The sequence below is a fragment of the Afipia sp. GAS231 genome (genome assembly GCF_900103365.1).
In the GTDB taxonomy this organism is placed as follows: Bacteria; Pseudomonadota; Alphaproteobacteria; order Rhizobiales; family Xanthobacteraceae; genus Bradyrhizobium.
The window spans coordinates 6,995,763-7,013,488 of the sequence record NZ_LT629703.1 but is presented as its reverse complement, the minus strand read 5'-3'; the positions used below and the strand labels follow the sequence as shown (position 1 = coordinate 7,013,488).

19 protein-coding genes are annotated in these 17,726 nt (G+C 63.6%); 6 read left to right on the top strand and 13 right to left on the bottom strand.

All coding sequences use genetic code 11. The annotated features are described in order from the left end of the window. Nucleotides 1-55 precede the first annotated feature (55 nt). Nucleotides 56-523: a DUF4260 domain-containing protein gene (locus BLS26_RS32865; RefSeq protein ID WP_092516590.1), complete on the top strand. Its 468-nt coding sequence runs from the start codon at nucleotides 56-58 to the stop codon at nucleotides 521-523. 74 nt (nucleotides 524-597) lie between these two features. Next, nucleotides 598-1,599: a dienelactone hydrolase family protein gene (locus BLS26_RS32860; RefSeq protein ID WP_092516589.1), complete on the top strand. Its 1,002-nt coding sequence runs from the start codon at nucleotides 598-600 to the stop codon at nucleotides 1,597-1,599. 120 nt (nucleotides 1,600-1,719) lie between these two features. Here BLS26_RS32860 and BLS26_RS32855 read toward each other — a convergent pair whose 3' ends face one another. From BLS26_RS32855 to BLS26_RS32835, 5 genes are all read right to left on the bottom strand, one after another. Next, nucleotides 1,720-2,376: a carboxymuconolactone decarboxylase family protein gene (locus tag BLS26_RS32855; RefSeq protein WP_092516588.1), complete on the bottom strand. Its 657-nt coding sequence runs from the start codon at nucleotides 2,374-2,376 to the stop codon at nucleotides 1,720-1,722. A 251-nt stretch (nucleotides 2,377-2,627) separates the two neighbouring features. After that, nucleotides 2,628-3,446 (bottom strand): penicillin-binding transpeptidase domain-containing protein, encoded by an 819-nt coding sequence (locus tag BLS26_RS32850; protein WP_092516587.1) that lies wholly within the window; start codon nucleotides 3,444-3,446, stop codon nucleotides 2,628-2,630. A 92-nt stretch (nucleotides 3,447-3,538) separates the two neighbouring features. Continuing rightward, the gene (locus BLS26_RS32845; RefSeq protein ID WP_092516586.1) at nucleotides 3,539-3,805 is read right to left on the bottom strand and encodes an EscU/YscU/HrcU family type III secretion system export apparatus switch protein; all 267 of its coding nucleotides are present in this window, start codon (nucleotides 3,803-3,805) and stop codon (nucleotides 3,539-3,541) included. Beyond that, nucleotides 3,802-5,424 (bottom strand): flagellar hook-length control protein FliK, encoded by a 1,623-nt coding sequence (locus tag BLS26_RS32840; protein ID WP_092516585.1) that lies wholly within the window; start codon nucleotides 5,422-5,424, stop codon nucleotides 3,802-3,804. Before BLS26_RS32840 ends, BLS26_RS32845 begins: the two co-directional genes overlap by 4 nt. A 98-nt stretch (nucleotides 5,425-5,522) precedes the next feature. Continuing rightward, on the bottom strand, nucleotides 5,523-6,296 hold the full coding sequence (locus tag BLS26_RS32835; RefSeq protein ID WP_092516584.1) for an ATP12 family chaperone protein: 774 nt from the start codon (nucleotides 6,294-6,296) through the stop codon (nucleotides 5,523-5,525). Between the two features lie 74 nt (nucleotides 6,297-6,370). On the opposite strand from BLS26_RS32835, the gene BLS26_RS32830 reads away from it, so the two are divergent. After that, entirely contained in the window at nucleotides 6,371-6,835 is a 465-nt protein-coding gene (locus BLS26_RS32830; protein ID WP_244541772.1) for a hypothetical protein, read from the top strand. A 154-nt stretch (nucleotides 6,836-6,989) separates the two neighbouring features. On the opposite strand, the gene BLS26_RS32825 is transcribed toward BLS26_RS32830, so the two are convergent. Both BLS26_RS32825 and BLS26_RS32820 read right to left on the bottom strand, forming a co-directional pair. Continuing rightward, nucleotides 6,990-8,204 (bottom strand): amidohydrolase family protein, encoded by a 1,215-nt coding sequence (locus BLS26_RS32825; protein ID WP_092516583.1) that lies wholly within the window; start codon nucleotides 8,202-8,204, stop codon nucleotides 6,990-6,992. A 219-nt stretch (nucleotides 8,205-8,423) separates the two neighbouring features. Next, nucleotides 8,424-9,617, bottom strand: a complete 1,194-nt coding sequence (locus BLS26_RS32820; RefSeq protein WP_092516582.1) for an RluA family pseudouridine synthase — start codon at nucleotides 9,615-9,617, stop codon at nucleotides 8,424-8,426. Between the two features lie 193 nt (nucleotides 9,618-9,810). Between BLS26_RS32820 and BLS26_RS32815 the strand changes: the two genes are divergently transcribed. After that, on the top strand, nucleotides 9,811-10,749 hold the full coding sequence (locus tag BLS26_RS32815; protein ID WP_092516581.1) for an alpha/beta hydrolase: 939 nt from the start codon (nucleotides 9,811-9,813) through the stop codon (nucleotides 10,747-10,749). A 158-nt stretch (nucleotides 10,750-10,907) separates the two neighbouring features. Beyond that, nucleotides 10,908-11,324 (top strand): hypothetical protein, encoded by a 417-nt coding sequence (locus tag BLS26_RS36105; RefSeq protein ID WP_157676647.1) that lies wholly within the window; start codon nucleotides 10,908-10,910, stop codon nucleotides 11,322-11,324. 24 nt (nucleotides 11,325-11,348) lie between these two features. On the opposite strand, the gene BLS26_RS32810 is transcribed toward BLS26_RS36105, so the two are convergent. The 3 genes from BLS26_RS32810 to BLS26_RS32800 all read right to left on the bottom strand — a co-directional run bounded on the left by BLS26_RS32810 (nucleotide 11,349) and on the right by BLS26_RS32800 (nucleotide 14,629). Beyond that, nucleotides 11,349-12,683 carry a replication-associated recombination protein A gene (locus BLS26_RS32810; protein WP_092516580.1) on the bottom strand — a complete coding sequence of 445 codons (1,335 nt, stop codon included), beginning with the start codon at nucleotides 12,681-12,683 and terminating at the stop codon, nucleotides 11,349-11,351. Further along, nucleotides 12,680-14,074 (bottom strand): DegQ family serine endoprotease, encoded by a 1,395-nt coding sequence (locus tag BLS26_RS32805; RefSeq protein WP_092516579.1) that lies wholly within the window; start codon nucleotides 14,072-14,074, stop codon nucleotides 12,680-12,682. The genes BLS26_RS32810 and BLS26_RS32805 overlap by 4 nt, the downstream gene beginning before the upstream one ends. A 177-nt stretch (nucleotides 14,075-14,251) precedes the next feature. Then, nucleotides 14,252-14,629, bottom strand: a complete 378-nt coding sequence (locus BLS26_RS32800) for a helix-turn-helix domain-containing protein (RefSeq protein ID WP_092516578.1) — start codon at nucleotides 14,627-14,629, stop codon at nucleotides 14,252-14,254. A 119-nt stretch (nucleotides 14,630-14,748) separates the two neighbouring features. On the opposite strand from BLS26_RS32800, the gene BLS26_RS32795 reads away from it, so the two are divergent. Further along, nucleotides 14,749-15,762, top strand: coding sequence for a zinc-binding alcohol dehydrogenase family protein (locus tag BLS26_RS32795; RefSeq protein WP_092516577.1), 1,014 nt, complete (start codon nucleotides 14,749-14,751; stop codon nucleotides 15,760-15,762). A gap of 112 nt (nucleotides 15,763-15,874) precedes the next feature. Here the strand turns inward: BLS26_RS32795 and BLS26_RS32790 are convergent, their stop codons facing one another. The 3 genes from BLS26_RS32790 to rplQ all read right to left on the bottom strand — a co-directional run bounded on the left by BLS26_RS32790 (nucleotide 15,875) and on the right by rplQ (nucleotide 17,692). Further along, nucleotides 15,875-16,171, bottom strand: coding sequence for a DUF1330 domain-containing protein (locus BLS26_RS32790; protein WP_092518885.1), 297 nt, complete (start codon nucleotides 16,169-16,171; stop codon nucleotides 15,875-15,877). An 8-nt stretch (nucleotides 16,172-16,179) separates the two neighbouring features. Beyond that, on the bottom strand, nucleotides 16,180-16,974 hold the full coding sequence (locus BLS26_RS32785) for an SDR family NAD(P)-dependent oxidoreductase (RefSeq protein WP_092516576.1): 795 nt from the start codon (nucleotides 16,972-16,974) through the stop codon (nucleotides 16,180-16,182). Nucleotides 16,975-17,275: 301 nt separating this feature from the next. After that, the gene (rplQ, locus tag BLS26_RS32780; RefSeq protein WP_092516575.1) at nucleotides 17,276-17,692 is read right to left on the bottom strand and encodes a 50S ribosomal protein L17; all 417 of its coding nucleotides are present in this window, start codon (nucleotides 17,690-17,692) and stop codon (nucleotides 17,276-17,278) included. Between the last annotated feature and the right edge of the window lie 34 nt (nucleotides 17,693-17,726).

The window sequence follows — 17,726 nt, the reverse complement described above, 5'->3', positions numbered from 1 at the left end:
CTGGTACCGCCGCCCCGCGGCCCTTATATCCGCTGCCTGACCTGAAGGGGACTTCATGACCGATACTGCAAACGCCGACACGACGGGCACTGTCGGCCCGGGCACTATCGGCCCGGGCACCGAAGGCCGGGCCACCGAAGGCCCGGGCGCCGCCTCCGGCGGCGTGCGAACGCTGCTCCGGCTGGAGGGGCTGGCGCTGTTTGCGGGGATGACGCTGCTGTACGGGGTCTGGGACGGATCGTGGTGGATCTATGCCATCCTGTTCCTCGCGCCCGACCTCAGCTTTGCAGCCTATCTCGCCGGACCCAAGTTCGGCGCCATGATCTACAATGCCGCCCACAGCTACCTGGCGCCGATGGCGATGATGACGTTCGGATTTGCCGCCTCTTCGCCGCTGGTGCTCTCGATCGCGATGATCTGGCTGGCCCATATCGGCTTCGACCGCATGCTCGGCTATGGTTTGAAATACGCCGCCGGTTTCGGGTTTACCCATCTAGGGCGGATCGGGAAGCAGCCGAATTGACAGCCGATTGGCTGCTTGCTGTACTCTCTCCAAAGGCTGACGGGATTCAATAACAGCCGCTTTTGGGGGAAACGATGCAGGCAGACTGGCGCGTCGCCGTCACGGCGGCGATCTTTTGCACCGGCGTTTGGCTCACCTGCATCGAGACCAACGCGCAATCGATTCCCAAGGAGATGGCCGCCCGCGTCGAGATCTACGCGATCCCGTCGCTGACCATCTCCGACCAGCAGTTCCTGTCCGGCGACGCCAACGGCAAGCCGGTCACCGTCGCCGGCGAATTCCGCGTCGCGCAGGGCACCGGCAAGCTGCCGGTGGTGGTGCTGATGCACGGCTCGAGCGGCGTCAGTTCGACCATTGAAGCCTGGGTGCATCAGTTCAACGCGATGGGGATTTCGACCTTCGTGATCGACGGTTTTTCCGGCCGCGGGCTGACGGTGGTCGGCCCCAACCAGGCCCTGCTCGGCCGGCTCAACCTGATCGTCGACATCTACCGCTCGCTGGAAATCCTGGCGAAGCATCCGCGGGTCGATCCCGACCGCATCGTGCTGATGGGATTCTCCCGCGGCGGCCAGGCCGCGCTCTATGCCAGCCTCGACCGCTTCCACAAGCTCTGGAACAAGTCGGGCGCAACATTCGCCGGCTACATCCCGTTCTATCCGGACTGTTCGACCACCTACGCGTCAGACACCGAGGTCGCCGCCGCACCGATCCGGATCTTTCACGGCACGCCCGACGATTACAATCCCGTCGCAAGCTGCAAGGCCTATCTGGCGCGGCTGCAGGACGCCAAGCGCGACGTGACGCTGACCGAATATCCGGACTCGCCGCATGGCTTCGATTCCGGCCTGCTCGGCACCAACACCACGTCGGTATCGTCAGGCGCGCAGACCGCGCGCAATTGTCATTTGAAAGAAGGCGAAGGCGGCGTCCTGATGAACGCCGATACGCAAGCGCCGTTCAGCTACAAGGATGCCTGCATCGAACTCGGCCCGCATGTCGGCGGCAATCCGGCCACTGCGATGGAAGCGCGCAAGGCCGTGAGCGAGTTTTTGCAGGCGCTGTTCAAGCTGGGATGAGGCAACCCCATCTCGTCATGGCCGGGCTTGACCCGGCCATCCACGACTTACTTCTGGCGATCGAAGAACGTGGATGCCCGGGTCAAGCCCGGGCATGACGACTTGGAGAATTCCGAGCCCCTACTTCTCCCCGACCTTGAACGGCGGCTCCTTGCCGGGAGGGACAGTCTCTTCCGCCATCGCCAGCAGCATCGCTACCATGACGTAGTTACCGGCGACCGCGGTGAGATCGACGATCTGCTGATCGTTGAACACCTTCTTGGCCCTCGCATAGGTTTCGTCGGAGACCTTTTGCGTGGTCGTCAGTTCAGTGACGAAATCGTAAACCAGCGCCTCGTCCTCGGCCATGCCGGACGGACGCTTGCCGGCCTTGAGGTCAGCGATGATGTCGGCCGACAGCCCGGCCTTGGCCGCCAGCGGCGCATGCGCAAACCATTCGACCTGCGAGCGCCATTGCCGGCCGATCACCAGGATCGCGAACTCGTTGAGCTTGGTCGGCACCGAGGTCTGCCAGCGCAGGTAATAGAACAGATCGTACAGCCGCTGGCCCAGCACCGGGCTGCGGATCATCGGATTATACGGCCCGCCGAGGCCGACGCTGGAGACCTTCATGATCTGCTCGCCGAGCGGCTTCTGCTTCTCGTCGAGCTGATCCATGGTGAGCTGCGGGAAGCGCGGCTCCTTGCTGGTGGCGGGAGCCGCAAACATCGTGGCGGCAAACCAGCCGCCGGCGGCCGCGACCACGAGAGACGACATCCAGAGCGACGATGCGGGCATGATTTCCTCCGTTTGTTCTTGTGAGGAAATGCTAGTTCAGCTCGCTCCCGCGCGCCAGCTAGGCAATCGCATATGAGATCCAAGATGCGGCGACATCGGCACTGCGCTCCCTCTCCCGCTTGCGGGGGAGGGTTGGGGTGGGGGTGCCTCCGCATCGAGATTCCCTCCGTGGAGAGAGCCCCCACCCGCCTCGCTCTTCGAGCGCGTCGGCCTCCCCCGCAAGCGGGAGAGGCGAAGTGCAGGTCAGCCCGTCAGATCGCCACGATATCGGTGAGGCACTGCTGCGTCACCGTCATGCGCGCCGGGATCTGGCTGGGATCGCGCACATCCATGTTCATCGCGAACACGGTCTGCTGGCTGCCCTTCTCGGCCCAACCGACCATCCAGCCGAGCGAAGGCTTGCCGACCTCCGCGCCCAAGAGACCGCTCTTGGCGCGGATGGTGGCGTCGCCGACTTTCGTCACCGGCAAAATGTCCCCCACCAGATCCTGGCTGCGCTTGGAAACCGGCAGCACGCCGCGCCGCAGGCGATCGACAAAATCGACCTGCTGGATCGGGTCGATGCGCATATTGCCGGTCAGCCAGAACTGGTCGATGCCGCCGCCGATGTCGCGGTTGCCGTAGTCAAGCAGGTCGACATATTTCTGCATCCGCTCGGCGCCAATGCGGCGGGCGATCTCCTGATAGACCGGCACCGCGGAGACCGCGATCGCCGAGCGCAAGGTGTGGTCCTTGTTCCAGGCTTCGATGCTGCGGGTCACGCCGTCCCACTTGAAAACGTCCTTGTCGGGATCGGCGACCACGCCGGTTTCCAGCGCAATGATCGAATTCGGAATCTTGAAGGTCGAGGCCGGCAGCTTGGCCTCGCCCGAGCGCACCTTGTCGCTGGCGATGATCAGGTAGTCGTCGACCTTGTAGCCGACGAAGGTGCCCTCGGTGCCGAGATCGAAAAACCGCTTGGCGAGATCCTCGCGAAATTCGCTGCGCTGGTAGGAGACGTTGGCAAAGCTACGCGACGGCAACAGGCTGGCGGCGGCAAACAGACCGAGCGCATGGCGACGATGGATCACGGGTTGGTATCCGGGCTGGTTGAATGGCGTGGGAACGATGTGGACGGCATCGTGGTAATACGATGACAGCGAGGGCTGGATTGGACGGGTTTCTAGCGGATTTTGCCCGACAGCCGAAGCACGAAAATCAGGACTTCGGCCACCGCCTTGTACAGGTCCGCCGGGATTTCATCGCCGAGTTCGACATTGGACAAGGCGCCCGCCAGCACCTCGTTCTCTTCGATCGGGATGTCGTGCTGTTTGGCGATTTCGATGATCTTGGCGCCGATGACGCCCTTGCCCTTGGCGGTGACCCGCGGCGCACCGGTCTTGTCATAATGCAGCGCGACCGCGAGCTGATTCCTGACATCGACGCTCATAGCGCGCGGTCCAGAAAATGCCCGGCGCGTGCGGGGGCTGCCTGGGGCGGGTTACCGTCGCGGATCACGATGTCGCCGGGTTGAAGTTCGGCGCGGCTGAGCTGCTTGCTCAGTTGCGGGGCACCGGCGCGCAGCTGTGCCGCGGTCGCGGGCCGTTCCGCCCACATCCGCACCGAGGTCTTGTCACCGACCAGCGAAATCTGCGCATGGATCGGGCCTGACGGTTCGACGTCGATCGAGAAGCGCGCCCGCCACACCCGCTTGGCGGCCTCGACGCCTTCGCCGCCGCCGTCGCGGGAAATCTCGAACTGCGCCATCGCCGTGCCCTGCGGCGTCACGAACGGAATCTCGAAATTCCAGTTTGGCGCCGTGGTGTCGATGCGCGGCCCCGCGGCGTCGATACGGTCTGGCAGCGAGGCGACCTGCAGCAGGGTTTGCCGCGCGATCGCGGCATCGGTGTTGTCGAGCAGATGGTGCGCAGTGGTCGAGAGCGGCGCATCAGGCGCAATCGAGGGTGAAGCGATCGGCTGCGGTGTCGGTGCCGAGCCGCGGAACGGCGGCGGCGGCGTATTGGTATGGATGGTGACGTCGCCGTCACGGATGTCCTTCAGCGTGGCGGCAAGCCGCGCCGGATTGCCGAGTTCCTGCAGCGCTTCCTGCAACAGGTTCAAGGTCGCGCCTGCGGTCGGTCCGGCGTGCAGGGCCGCCGCCAGCGCGCTGCGGCCGCCGACAGCGGTTTGCACGAGATCCTCAGCTACAGCCAGGCGCGCCTGCGGCAGCAGTATTTCCTGGACATCGAGTTCGAGTGAAGACGGCGCAAGACCTGACGACGTAACACTTGACGGCGCAACACTCGGCGCCGCCGAAGCGGTTTGCGTCGCCGCCTGCGCCGCAACCGACGCCGTCGGCGCTGTGACCGCAGCACTGGTGCCGAGCGCCGTTTGCAGCGTCTGACGCAGCACGATCAGCGCGGCCTTCAGGTCGGGCGCGCCTGATGGCGGAACCGAACCGGACGCCAGCGAAGCCTCCAGCAAGATGCCTGATTTCTGAAACGCCGTTTTGATGTCGCCGCCGTCGAGGTTTTGATCGAGGCTGGTCTGCTGCGCCAGCACCTGCGCAATCGCCTGCTGCAGTTTCGGCGGCAGATTGCCTGAGGATGCCGCGGCGCCGAGATTGGCAAACAACGGCGCGAGACTGTTCTGTTCGGTGGCCGCGCTCTGCGCCGCCGCCGACACCGCCGCGCGCTCGACCGGCGTCAGCACGCTCTTTGGCGCGACGATGGTCGGACGATTGGCGGCATCGACCTGCACATCAGGTGACAGCGTCACGGCATCCGGCGAGGCACCGGCCGCATCGCCGCCCTGCCCGACCAGCGCGAGGCGGATGCCGTCGCTGGTGTTCGAGACCGCCAGTTGCAGCGCCTGTCCCTGCTGCAGCGGAATTTGCGTACCGACGTCGATCGTGAGGTTGGCGATCGCGATCCGCACCAGATCGGCGGAGAGAATCTGCAGGACCTGGGCGTTGACCACGCTGCCCGGCTGCAACACGAGCTCCGGCGCCACGCCGCCAACCTGTTGGGCGGCAGTCACGGGATTCACGGGATTGATCGAAATCGCCATGTCTCGAGGTCTCGGCCAGATCCGGAATCTGAAGTCCAGAACTTGAAGCCCGAAACCTACCCCGGCGGCGTAAACCTCTCGTTAACCCAGCAAGCTAATCAGCCCTTCAGCGCCTTCAGGATGGTCGCCGCGGCCCTGAAATCGACCAGACGCGCGGCGCGGCGGGCCGCGACTTCCTCGTCGAGGCCCCATTTTTCGATGTTCCAGTCTTCGTCGACATAAGCGGCGGCCCAGACCTGCTCCTGGTCCAGCACCCCGTGCAGCAGCGCCAGCGCCAGCAGCGCCGAACCGGTCAGGGTCGTCACCACATGGAGGGCTGCGACCTGCCAGGGGTCGGCCGGAAACATCGCCCGCGCCGCCTTGATCGCCTGCTTCGGCTGGGTGACATGCACGATGCCCTCGGAGAGAATGAAATGGGCCCCGAGCTCGTTCGCCGCCCAGGACAGCACCGGGTCCCAATGCGCGGCCTCCCTGGCCACCAGCGCTTCGGGATGGCCGGCGCGGTAGAACAAGAGGTCGGTGCCGAGATATTTCGCGGCGTCGTCGGCCACCGCATCGGTGCGGTCGCCGACTTCGGCAACGCTGTTGGCAAAGCGCGTCAACGGCATGGTCAGGGGATCGATGGTCTCGACCTGCGCCTCCCATTCCGCGGCGATCGCCTCGGCGATCCCGCGGTGAGGTGCGACGACGTGGCGGCCGGAAGGCGTGCGGATCGGCTTGCCGTCGAGGGTGACGGCAAAGCCGCCCTCCGCCTCGGCAAAGCCGGCGGCCTTGTAAAAGCGCTTGCGCTGCGGCGTGCGCGTGGCGCGCCGGACCGCCTCCTCCGGATCGAACGGAGATTGGCCGGCGACTTCATCGAATAGTTCACGCATGCGGTTTTCGGCTTCCGGAAGATAGTGATAATCTAGGTGTTACAATACGATATCGGTGGGTGCAAAGAAAGCCGATGAAGCCGTTGAAGCGTCTTCTGATTCTCGCTTTCGCGGCCTGTCTTGGGGGCTGTCTTGGGGTCACGCCGGCCAAGGCCGGGTTCCGCTCGCCGGAATCGCTGATCCGCAACGTCTATGCCTACTACGGCAATGGCGCCGCCGAGCTCTCCAGGGGGCTGCCGCGCGACGGCGAGACCGCGCGCCAGTTCTTCGATCCAGGCCTGCGCAACGCCTGGACCGCCCCGCGGGATCAGCCCTACGACTTTCTGGTGCAAAGCCCGACCTGGAAGCTGGGCCCGGTTTCGACCGCGATCCTGCGCAAGCAGTTCGACAAGACCTATGTCGCCGTCAGCTTCGCCAACCATGGCCGGGCCATCACCCTGAATTTTATCGTCGTCAATGCGCCCGACGGCTGGGTGATTTCGGACGTCGAAAGCCCGCACGACTCGTTGCGGATGTTTCTGGACCAGTTCCGGCGCTGAGAGTCTTGCCTGTCATGGCCGGGCATAGCCGTCTGAAGGACGGCGTCGCTTCCGCTCGCCTATGTCCCGGCCATCCACGTCTTGCTTGGCCAGCGTAGTGAAGACGTGGATGCCCGGGACAAGCCCGGGCATGACGGAGAGCAAGAGTTGCCCGTCAGGGCTTCTGGTAGATCACCTGCCCCGCACGGATGGTGTAGGCGACCTTGGCGAGGTTATGGACGTCGGCGATGGGATCGCCATCGAGTACCGCGAGATCGGCGTCGAACCCCCTCTCGACCCTGCCCTTCTTCGCCGCCTTGAAATAGGTGGCCGGGTTGGTGGTCAGCGAGGCCAGCACCTGCCTCTCCGACAGCGCGCGGTGCATCAGCTCATATTCGGTCGAGGTGTCGTAGAGCTTGATGAAACCGATGTCGGTGCCAAACAGCACGACCCCTCCATTGTCCGAAAACTGCTTGAGCTGGCCGACCGCGGCCGCGACGATACGCGCGGTCACGCCGGGGTCGAGGACCACGGTGGTGAATAGCGAGAGCGTCGGAACCAGCGCGGTATTCTGCGATTTGAAGCGCGCGAGTTGCTCCGGCGTGTAGCCGGATTGACTGGGCGCGGTGTGGGCGAGCACATCGACGCCGGCCTCGATCACGGTGTCCACGCCGGCCTTGTTTTGCGGATGGGCGAATACCGGCTTGCCCTGGCCATGCGCGACGTCGACCGCAGCCTTCGCCACCGCGGGCTCCATGTTGACGACGGGTTTGTCACCCATGAAGGCGCCGGTGAACAGCTTGATGCCATCGAGGCCCATGGCGAGGTAGCCGCGCGACAGTTTCGCCGCCTCCTCGGGGGTCGAGACTTCCGGCAGCGGGACCTCGCGCGGGATGTAGACGGGATGACCGCCTTTCGGGAACATGTTGCCGGCAAAGAAGATGTTCGGGCCCGGCACTTCGCCTGAATTGACGCGGCGGCGCAGCGGCAAGCCGTCATCCGGGTCGGAGCCGAGGTCCCATACGCTGGTAAAACCCCAACGTGTCAGCATTTCCTGCATGTGCGCTTCGAGCGCAGCCGCCGGCGCGCTACCGGCATTTCTCCACACGGCTTCCGTGAAGTGGACATGGCTGTTCCAGAAGCCGGCGACGATGGTCTTGCCGGTGCAATCGATGACACGGGCGTCCGCGGGGATCTGGACCTCGCTGCGGCTGCCGATCGCGGTGATGACGCCCTTGGAAACAACAACGACCGCATCGGCGATCGGTGCAGCCTCCGGCGAGGCGTAGATGCTGCCGCCGGTCAGCGCGACCGTTTGCGCGTTGGCGGTGGCGCACGTCTGACCGATCAGGAACAGAAAGAGCGCGGCGCGCAGAAGATGACGGATCATTCGCAAAGCCCTCGAATTTCACCCGATGATCGGGTCAAAAAACCTTGGGCCAAGCGATAGCCGATGATGGCGTACCGGGTTTGACAGTTATTGCGCTTCTTCCCCCTCGTCATGGCCGGGCTTGTCCCGGCCATCCACGTCTTTGTTTGCCTGCGAACCTGCAAAGACGTGGATGCCCGGCACAAGGCCGGGCATGACGAAAAACGATCTGACGACCCGCTATTCCTCCGGCGCGTTCTCGATCGGATCGAACCGGTCGGCTTCGAGCCCAAGCAGGTTCCAGGACTGCAGCATGTGCGGCGGCAGCGGCGCGGACGCGTCGATAAAGCCGCCGCGGGGATGCGGGATCACGATCCGGCGCGCCAACAGATGCAGGCGGTTCTGCAGGCCGCCCGGCAAATCCCAGTTCTCCTTGTTGAAATATTTGGGATCGCCGATGATGGCGTGATCGATATGCGCCATATGCGCGCGCAACTGATGGGTTCGCCCGGTCACCGGCTTCAGCGACACCCAGGCGAGCTTTTGGGCGGAGGTTTCGACCACGGCGTAGTACGTGACCGCGTGGCTCGCGCCCTCGTCGCCGTGCTTGGCGATCCGCATGATGGTGTCGTCTTCGCTCTCTTCCTTCGCAAGATACGTCGAGATGCGGCCCTGCTTCGGCTTCGGCACGCCCGCCACCAGCGCCCAGTAGATCTTGCGCGCCGAGCGATGGCGGAACGAACCGGTCATCGCGGTCGCCGCGAAGCGGGTCTTGGCAATCAGCAGGCAGCCTGCGGTTTCCTTGTCGAGCCGGTGCACCAGCCGCGGTTTTTGCCCCTTGGCGTCGCGCATCACTTCCAGCATGTCGTCGACGTTGCGGGTAATGCCGGAGCCGCCCTGCACCGCCAGGCCTGCGGGCTTGTTCAGCACCATGACGTCGGCGTCCTCGAACAGGATCATGTCCTTGAGCGCCTGCAGCGTCTTGGCGCCGGCTTCCGAGAGCTGGCCCGCGGCCTTCGGCGTATCGAGTTTCAGCGGCGGAATCCGAATGCTCTGCCCCTCCTCGATCCGGTCCTTGCTGTCGGCGCGCTTGCCGTTGACGCGCAGTTCGCCCTTCCGGACGATGCGCTGGATATGGGAGAACGACAGCCCGGGAAAACGCGCCTCGAGAAAGCGATCGACCCGCATGTTGTTCTCGTCCGCCGTCACCACCACGGTCTGGACTTTTGTCGGCAACGGCGGCGGCTCGACGACGACCTTCTCGGGCTCCGCCACAAAGGGCTTTGGCGCACGGGGGGCGGCGACCGGATGGCGCGGCGGCGCCTTGCCACCGGTCCGGTGCGGCGGCCGCTCGGCCTGCGAGCCCCGATACGGACGCGCGCCCTTGGGGCGATCACCCGCCGGGCGGAGAGGTTTTTTGACGCGACGGCTCATGATGGGTGCGGCTCCGGCAAAAGCGTTTTCGAGCGAAATGCGTAGCGGTTCGCGGGAAGAAAACGCATCAAAACTAAAGGATCTAAGCCGTTGGGTAGCCCAAATGCCGCGAATCGTCACGGTGAAATCAGTACCTTTTGGCCCTGACATCGGTCATCCTGGCCCAAACAGACAGAAAACATGGAGGCGAGGGATGGCGCTGGCGAAAACAGTCCTGGCGGTGGTGGCGGCGCTGACGGCAAGCACGGCCTTTGCAGAGACCCCGATGCCGGAGGATCTGGCCTGGAAAATCCTCGAAATCGGCCGCGTCATCGACCCGCCAAAAACCGCGGCGCTTTACGCCCCGATGCAGCAGAAGGAGCCGTATACGGGCGTCAAGACCGAGCGCGACGTCAAATACGGCCCGGCTGAGCGGCACCTGCTCGACGTCTTCACGCCGGAGACGACTTCGGCCGCGCGGCCGGTGCTGATCTACATCCATGGCGGCGGCTTCGTCGCCGGCAACAAGCGCAATCCCGGCACCCCGTTCTACGACAACATCATGCTGTGGGCGGTGAAGAGCGGCTTTGTCGGCGTCAACGCCACCTACCGGCTGGCGCCGCAGTCACCCTACCCGGCAGGCGCCGAGGATCTCGGCGCCGTGGTGCAATGGGTATCCGACAAGATCGGCGAGCGCGGTGGCGATCCCGGCCGCATCTACCTCGTCGGGCAATCCGCCGGCGCGGTTCACGTCGCCAATTACGTCTCGCATCCCGAATTTCACAATGTGAAAGGCGGCGGTCTGGCCGGCGCCGTCATGGTGTCAGGCATTTACGACCTGACGGCCTCGCCGGTCGGCGATGCCGAGATCACCTATTTCGGCTCCGATCCCTCGCGCTATGCCGAGCGATCCTCGCTGCAGGGCCTGCTGGCGACAAAGATCCCGCTGATGATCACATCAGCCGAACTCGACCCGCCCCGCTTCGTCGAACAGTACGAACTGTTGAAGCAGGCAAGCTGCAAGCGCGCGATCGGCTGCGCCCATGCGTTCATGCTGCCGCAGCACAGCCACATCTCGGAAGTGTATTCGATCAATACCGCCGATACGCGGCTGACGCATGAGATTTTGGAGTTTGTGAAGACGGGGAAGTAGTGGCGCGTTAGCGCAGCGATATATTTGCGAAGACGAACTATTCTCGCATGTGGCCGCCCACACCACACCACAGTCTGGTTGCTTGACTTTCGCGTGACACATTTTTAGATTGTATTTTTATTCTACTATACTCAGCAGCCTCCGCAGGAGCTGAATGTATGATTTTAAGCCGACGGGCCAAGCTACTGCATTTGATCGTCGCTGCGATTTTTTGCATCCCAACTGTGGTTTACGCTGAAGAAATAGAGCTCTGGCACGGCTGGTTGAACCTTGTGCCTTGTTCAGAAGTGGAATGGAACAATGACGGAATCTTCGGCACTCCGAGTCCCACCGTCCGGACAGGACCGCAAGAATTCCACGGTTATATAAAAGCCGACATCGATACCGATATCGAAGATATGGTCAGGAATTGCGCAATTACGGCTGCAGCAACAACTACCGCTGTCCTAATTCTCACTGAAGGAGCGGGAGGGTGGGAAACCTTTCAGGCGAGCTTCTATGCATGCATGGGCGAACGCGCGGCGAACGTTGCAGATTTTCAACTTGAGACCAATACGGTTTGCAATTGGGACTAGCGAAATTCCCACCACTCATATCCGCTACTTCTGCGTCCGCTCTTTCCGCAGCTTCGCCCAGTAATCCAGCCTTCTTCGGATTTCGCGCTCAAAACCGCGGTCGGGCGGATCGTAAAACGTCTGCCGCCCCAGCGCTTCCGGGAAGTAATCCTGGCCGGAGAACGCATCCGGCGCATCGTGGTCGTATTCGTAGCCGCCGCCATAGCCTTCCTGCTTCATCAGCTTGGTCGGCGAGTTCAGAATGTGTTTTGGCGGCAGCAGCGAACCGCCCTCCTTGGCCGCGCGCATCGCCGCCCCAAACGCCTTGTAGGCGGCGTTGGATTTCGGCGCGGTGGCGAGGTAGATCACCGCCTGCGCGATCGCCAGTTCGCCTTCGGGATGGCCGAGAAAATCATAGGCGTCCTTGGCGGCGTTGCAGATCACCAGCGCCTGCGGATCGGCAAGGCCAATGTCCTCGACTGCCATCCGCACCACGCGACGGGCGAGAAACAGCGGGTCCTCGCCGGCATCCATCATGCGCGCGAGGTAATACAGCGCCGCATCGGGATCGGAGCCGCGCACCGATTTATGCAGCGCCGAAATCAGGTTGTAATGGCCGTCGGCGGATTTGTCGTAGATCGGCGCCCGGCGCTGCAGGATGTCCTGCAACTGCTCGGCGTTGAACACTTCGTCCTTGCGCGCGGCGCGCCAGACTTCTTCGGCCAAGGTCAACGCGGCACGGCCGTCGCCGTCGGCCATCCGCACCAGCACGGCGCGCGCTTCCGCATCGAGTGGCAGCTTTTTGCCCTGGACCTTTTCGGCATGGGCGTAGAGTTTTTCGACTGCGAGCGGATCGAGCGAATGAAACACCAGCACCCGCGCCCGCGACAGCAAAGCGGCGTTGAGCTCGAACGACGGATTCTCGGTGGTGGCACCGACCAGCACCACGGTGCCGTCTTCCATCACAGGCAGAAACGAGTCCTGCTGCGCCCGGTTGAAACGATGCACCTCGTCGACGAACAGCAACGTGCCCTTGCCCATCTCGCGGCGGGCACGCGCGGCGTCAAACACCTTTTTCAGGTCGGCGACGCCGGAAAACACCGCCGAGATCTGCTCGAAATGCAGTTCGGTGGCATCCGCCAGCAGCCGCGCCACCGTGGTCTTGCCGGTGCCGGGCGGTCCCCAGAACACCAGCGAACCCAGCGTGCGCGTCGCCAGCATCCGCGTCAGCGCGCCGTCGGGGCCGAGAATGTGATCCTGGCCGACGACATCGGACAGCGCCTGCGGGCGCAGCCGGTCCGGCAACGGCCGCGGCGCGTCCTGCTCCATCCCCGCCGCGGCGAAGAGGTTGGCCGCTTCGCGGGGCTGTTTCGGGCTCATCCGCCCAGCGTCACGTTGATCTGCTGGCCGCCGCGCACCACGGTGATGCGCCAGAGCCTCGACGCCACTTTCGACGCCTTGTCGAGATCGCTGGTCTTGGCGATCTTGGTGTTGTTGACCGCCAGAATGATATCGCCTTTCTGGAATCCGACGCTGGCGGCGGTGCCGCCATCTTCGAGATCAATAACCACGACGCCCTCGGTCTGGGAATCCAGATGCAGCTCGTCGGCGACCGCCGGCGAAATATTGGCGACCTTGGCGCCCTGGAACGGCGAGCGCGCGGAGAGCGTGATTTCGTCGCGGTTGGTATCGGGCGCGGTTTCCAGCGGTACCGTCAGCTTCACGGTCTTGCCGCCGCGCTGCACGTCGATCTGGGCGTTGCCGCCCAGCGGACGCGTGGCGAAGCGATAGTCGAACGCGTTGGGATCGTCGATCGCCTGCCCCTCGATCGCGACGATCAGGTCGGACAGTTTCAGGCCGGCACGCGCCGCTGGACTGTTCGGCGCGACATTGGCGACGAGAGCCCCGTTCGGCAGCTTCAGCCCCAGCGTCTCGGCGATTTCAGGCGTCACTGCCTGCAGCCGCGCGCCCAGCCACGGCCGCTTCACTGCCTTGCCGCCGCCCTTGGCGGAGGCCACGACGACGCGCACCATGTTGGCCGGAATGGCAAAGCCGATGCCCTGCGAACCGCCGGAGCGCGAGAAGATCGCGGTGTTGATGCCGGCGAGCTTGCCGGTCATGTCGACCAGCGCACCGCCGGAATTGCCGGGATTGATCGCGGCATCGGTCTGAATAAAGAACTGGTAGTCGGTGATCCCGACCTGCGTGCGCGCCAGCGCCGAGATGATGCCGTGGGTCACAGTCTGGCCGACGCCGAACGGGTTGCCGATCGCGAGCACGACGTCGCCGACCAGCAATTCATCCGAATTGGCGAAGTCGAGCGTCGCGAACTTGTCTTTGGTGTCCTTGAGGCGCAACACCGCGAGATCGGTGCGGCTGTCCTTCAGCACGATCTCGGCCTCGAATTCGCGCTTGTCGGCGAGCGATACTTTCACCTGGTCGGCGCCTTCGATGACGTGGTTGTTGGTGACGACGAGGCCGGAGGCGTCGACCATCACGCCGGATCCGAGCGAGCGCTGCATCTGCTCGGGCTGCTGGCCGGGCACGCCGAAGAAGCGGCGGAAGATCGGATCGTCCAGCAGCGGGTTGCGGTTCTGCACCGTCTTGGCGGCGTAGACGTTGACCACCGCCGGCTGCACGCGCTGCACGATCGGCGCGTAGGACAGCCGCAGCTCGGCGCCCGAGGATGGAACGCGACGGTCCTGCGCCAACGCCGGCGTTACAACGACGGCGGCGACCAGCAGCAGGGCGAACGAGCGAATCAAATTCATGCGAAAATCCTGGAATTGATGGCCCCAGATATAAATGCGGGGCCGCAACGAGAGAAGACAAAGTGAAACACGATCGCGAATGAGATGCCTTTGTCTTCGAATAGGCATCCCATTCTATCCTTTTTTTGGCGCATGATCTTATTCGGAAAACCGGCACCCACTTTTCCGGATCATGCTCTAAGCGGCGCGATCGGCCGCGCTGATGACGTCGGGCGCCGGCGCACAGGATAGCCTTTCCTGATGGCCCTCGCCCCAGGCCCGCAGCGTGTCGATCACGGGACGCAGGCTCTCGCCGATGTCCGATAGCGTATATTCGACCCGCGGCGGCACCTCGGCATAGACCTTGCGGATCACGAGTTTGTCCTCCTCGAGCGCGCGAAGCTGCTTGGTCAGCATGCGCTGGGTAATCCCTGGCATCCGCCGCCGCAACTCCCCAAACCGCTGGGTACCGGCCTGCAGGTGAAACAGGATCACGCCCTTCCACTTGCCATCGATCAGATCGAGCGTAGCCTCGACCGCGCAGCCGGGCCGATGGGCAAAATTCTTCCGTTTCATGGGCATTTTCCCAATAGTATCCAAACAGGGACTAGTTCCCCAAATTTACAGTACTTGCCAATCTAGCACCAGCAGGACAGTTAAGCAGCCAACGTTTTGAGAAGGCAGGAGACACAGGCATGAAAGCTGTCGGATACAAAAAATCGCTCCCAGTTGAGGATGCGGATTCGCTGATCGATTTCGAGACCGCCAAACCGGAGCCGAAGGGGCGCGACATCCGCGTCGCCGTGAAGGCGATCTCGGCCAACCCGGTCGACTACAAGGTCCGCAAGCGCGCCGCCCCGCCCGAGGGCGAAACCAAGATCCTCGGTTACGACGCCGCCGGCGTGGTCGATGCGGTCGGACCCGACGTCACGCTGTTCAAGCCGGGCGACGAAGTGTTCTACGCCGGCTCGATCCTGCGCCAGGGCACCAATTCGGAATTCCATCTGGTCGACGAGCGCATCACAGGCCGCAAGCCGAAGTCGCTGTCGTTTGCGCAGGCCGCAGCTTTGCCGCTGACCTCGATCACCGCGTGGGAACTGCTGTTCGATCGGCTCGGCGCCGTGCCCGGCAAAAGCGTCGATCCGCGCACGCTTCTGGTCACCGGCGGCGCCGGTGGCGTCGGCTCGATCCTGATCCAGCTTGCACGCCGCCTCACCGGGCTCACCGTGGTCGCGACAGCGACGCGGCCGGACTCGCAAAAATGGTGCCTCGACCTCGGGGCGCATGCGGTGATCGATCACGGCAAGCCGATGAAGGAGCAGATCGAGAAACTGAAACTGCCGCCAGTGGCGCTGGTCGCCAGCCTCACCTTCACCGACCAGCATTACAAGGCGATCGCGGATTTCATGGCGCCGCAGGGCAAATTCGGCCTGATCGACGATCCGCCAGAGTTCACCATGAGCGCCTTCAAGGGCAAGGCGATCTCGGTGCACTGGGAATCGATGTTCACGCGCTCGTCGTTCCAGACGCCGGACATGATCGCGCAGCATAACCTGCTCAACGACGTCGCCGACCTCATCGACAAGGGCGTGCTGCGCACCACGCTCGACCAGACATTCGGGACCATCAATGCCGCCAACCTGAAGCGCGCCCATGCGCTGTTGGAGAGCGGCAAGTCGCGCGGCAAGATCGTGCTGGAGGGGTGGTAACGGATCGTAGGGTGGGCAAAGGCGCGCATGCGCCGTGCCCACCATCTATCCCGATGGCGGCTTGAATGGTGGGCACGCTAACGCTTTGCCCACCCTACGAAACTGACAAGACTCAAGCCGGCAATACGCCCTCAACAAAGATCAAGCGGCGGTCCAGCGCGGTGCGCCGGTGCTTCAGTGCCTCGGCGTATTCCGGCGAGGCATACCACTCGCGCAATTTCTCCATCGACGGAAATTCGAGCACGATGATGTTCTTCGGCGATGGCCCGCCCTCGGCCGCGTTCGCAGCACCGCCACGGACGAGATAGCGTCCGCCATACTGCGCAATCGCTTTCGCGGCGATGGTGCGATAGGCCTCGAAGCCCGCCGCATCCTTCACGTCAACTTCGGAAATCACATAGGCCGACATCGCCAACCTCACGCAATCGTCTGAATGATGCCGCCTTCGGCACGAAGTGCGGCGCCATTGGTGGCGGAAGCTTGCTTCGAGCTGACGTAAACGACCATGCTCGCGATCTCCTCGACGCTGGCAAAACGCTGCAGCAGCGAGCTCGGACGGTGCTGCTTGACGAAATTCGCAGCCGCCTCCTCCACCGACTGGCCGTTCTGTCTGGCGAGATCCTTGACGAAGGTTTCGACGCCCTCCGACATCGTAGGCCCCGGTAGTACCGAGTTGACCGTCACCGCGGTGCCGCGGGTCATCTCGGCGAGGCCACGCGCGACGGCCAGTTGCGCGGTCTTGGTCATGCCGTAATGAATCATCTCCTTCGGGATGTTCAGCGCCGATTCCGAAGAGATGAAGACGATGCGGCCCCAGTTGCGCTTGAGCATCCCGGGCAGATAAGCGCGCGCCAGCCGCACTCCCGACATCACATTGACCTCGAAGAAGCGGCTCCAGTCTTCATCTGGAATATCGAGGAATCCCTTGGGCTCGAATATCCCGGCATTGTTGATGAGGATATCGACTTCCGGCAGCGCCGCCAGCAACGCCTGGCATCCGGCGGCGGTCGAGACGTCGGCCGCGACCCCGCGAACCTTGCCATCCGGCACCTCCTTGGCGAGCGCAGCCACGGCCGCATCCACCTTGGCTTTGGTCCGCCCGTTGAGCACGACATCGGCCCCCGTCGCGGCCAGGCCTTTGGCGATCGCATGGCCGATACCGGCGGTGGATCCGGTTACCAGCGCGGTCTTTCCGGAAAGATCGATATTCATAAAGTTCTCCTTCAATGCTGAGGGAGATATCGTGAGCGCCTGCCGCGATGGCAATCGTCAGTCTCGCAATCGTACCTCACTCCGAGGTGATCGCCTATGACGCGGCCTGCGGCAGCACGGGGCGGAACTCGATGCCGTGCAGGTTGATGGTCGGGCCGATCATTCTTGGGCTCTTTATTTTTGACGCGTTTTCTTCACGCGAACCGGTACCCGCTTCGCTTGAAAACGCTATGGGCTTCGTCGCAAACAAAAAAGCGGCGCCCGGAGGCGCCGCTTTTGAAATTCAAACCTTGCGAAAGGCTTACGCCGCTTCCGAGGCCTTTTCCTGCACCGGGCCGGAATCGAGGCCCTTGGCATCGACGTCGCGGTCGACGAATTCGATCACCGCCATCGGGGCGTTGTCGCCGTAGCGGAAGCCGGCCTTGATGATGCGGGTATAGCCGCCCTGGCGGTCCTTGTAGCGGGTCGCCAGCACGTCGAACAGCTTGCGAACCTGGTCGAGGTCGCGCATCTCGCTGATCGCCTGGCGGCGCATGGCGAGACCGCCCTTCTTGCCGAGGGTCACCAGCTTCTCGACGATCGGGCGCAATTCCTTGGCCTTCGGCAGCGTGGTGACGATCTGCTCGTGCTTGATCAGCGCGGCGCACATGTTGGCGAACATCGCCTTGCGATGTTCCGCGGTGCGGTTGAGCTTGCGATGAACCTTGCCGTGACGCATTGGATTAATCCTTGATTACTTCGTCGCGACGGTT